General features: G+C 51.7%; 1 rRNA gene. It reads left to right on the top strand.

Features of this window, described 5'->3' with window-relative positions:
• Window positions 1-99 precede the first annotated feature (99 nt).
• Window positions 100-1527 (top strand): 23S ribosomal RNA (locus tag J2X05_RS21095); the annotation flags it as partial.

The following is a 1527-nucleotide window of genomic DNA, read 5'->3' as shown; positions in this document are numbered from 1 at the left end:
TCTCTACACAAAAGTCCGGCGAATCATACTCATGCGATGCGCTTATTATCGTGAGCGTATCAATGTTGTAAATCGTTAAAGCAGTCGCTTGTGTTATATGGTCAAGCGACTAAGCGCACACGGTGGATGCCTAGGCAGTTGGAGGCGATGAAAGACGTAGGAGCCTGCGATAAGCTCGGGGGAGCTGGCAAACAAGCTGTGATCCCGAGATCTCTGAATGGGGGAACCCACCTACCTTTGGTAGGTATCGTACAGTGAATACATAGCTGTACGAAGCGAACCCGGGGAACTGAAACATCTAAGTACCCGGAGGAAAAGAAATCAACCGAGATTCCCTTAGTAGCGGCGAGCGAAAGGGGACCAGCCCTTAAGTGGCTTTGGTGTTAGTGGAAGGCTCTGGAAAGTGCCGCGATACAGGGTGATAGCCCCGTACACGAAAATGCCTTAGTCATGAAAACGAGTAGGACGGGACACGTGATATCCTGTTTGAATATGGGGGGACCATCCTCCAAGGCTAAATACTCCCAACTGACCGATAGTGAACCAGTACCGTGAGGGAAAGGCGAAAAGAACCCCTGTGAGGGGAGTGAAATAGATCCTGAAACCGTGTGCGTACAAGCAGTAGGAGCAGACTTGTTCTGTGACTGCGTACCTTTTGTATAATGGGTCAGCGACTTATTGTCAGTGGCAAGGTTAACCGTATAGGGGAGCCGTAGCGAAAGCGAGTCTTAATAGGGCGTCTAGTCGCTGGCAATAGACCCGAAACCCGGCGATCTATCCATGTGCAGGTTGAAGGTGAGGTAACACTTACTGGAGGACCGAACCCACAAATGTTGAAAAATTTGGGGATGACGTGTGGATAGGGGTGAAAGGCTAATCAAGCCGGGAGATATCTGGTTCTCCCCGAAAGCTATTTAGGTAGCGCGTCATGTCTCACCCGCGGGGGTAGAGCACTGTTTGGGCTAGGGGGTCATCCCGACTTACCAACCCCATGCAAACTACGAATACCGCGGAGTGCAATCATGGCAGACAGACAGCGGGTGCTAACGTCCGTTGTCAAGAGGGCAACAACCCAGACCGCCAGCTAAGGTCCCCAATGTTAGTTAAGTGGGAAACGATGTGGGAAGGCTTAGACAGCTAGGAGGTTGGCTTAGAAGCAGCCACCCTTTAAAGAAAGCGTAATAGCTCACTAGTCGAGTCGGCCTGCGCGGAAGATGTAACGGGGCTAAAACTAGCAACCGAAGCTGCGGCTGCATACTTTGTATGTGGGGTAGGGGAGCGTTCTGTAAGCCGTCGAAGGTGTGTTGAGAAGCATGCTGGAGGTATCAGAAGTGCGAATGCTGACATGAGTAACGATAAGGGGAGTGAAAAACTCCCCCGCCGGAAGATCAAGGGTTCCTGTCCAACGCTAATCGGGACAGGGTTAGTCGGCCCCTAAGGCGAGGCGGAAACGCGTAGTCGATGGGAAACAGGTTAATATTCCTGTACCTCTTTTTACTGCGATGGGGGGACGGAGAAGGCTAGAGC

Source organism: Cellvibrio fibrivorans (assembly GCF_031457055.1).
GTDB lineage: Bacteria > Pseudomonadota > Gammaproteobacteria > Pseudomonadales > Cellvibrionaceae > Cellvibrio > Cellvibrio fibrivorans.
The sequence above is the reverse complement of the archived record's forward strand: the minus strand, read 5'-3'. Positions and strand labels throughout refer to the sequence as shown.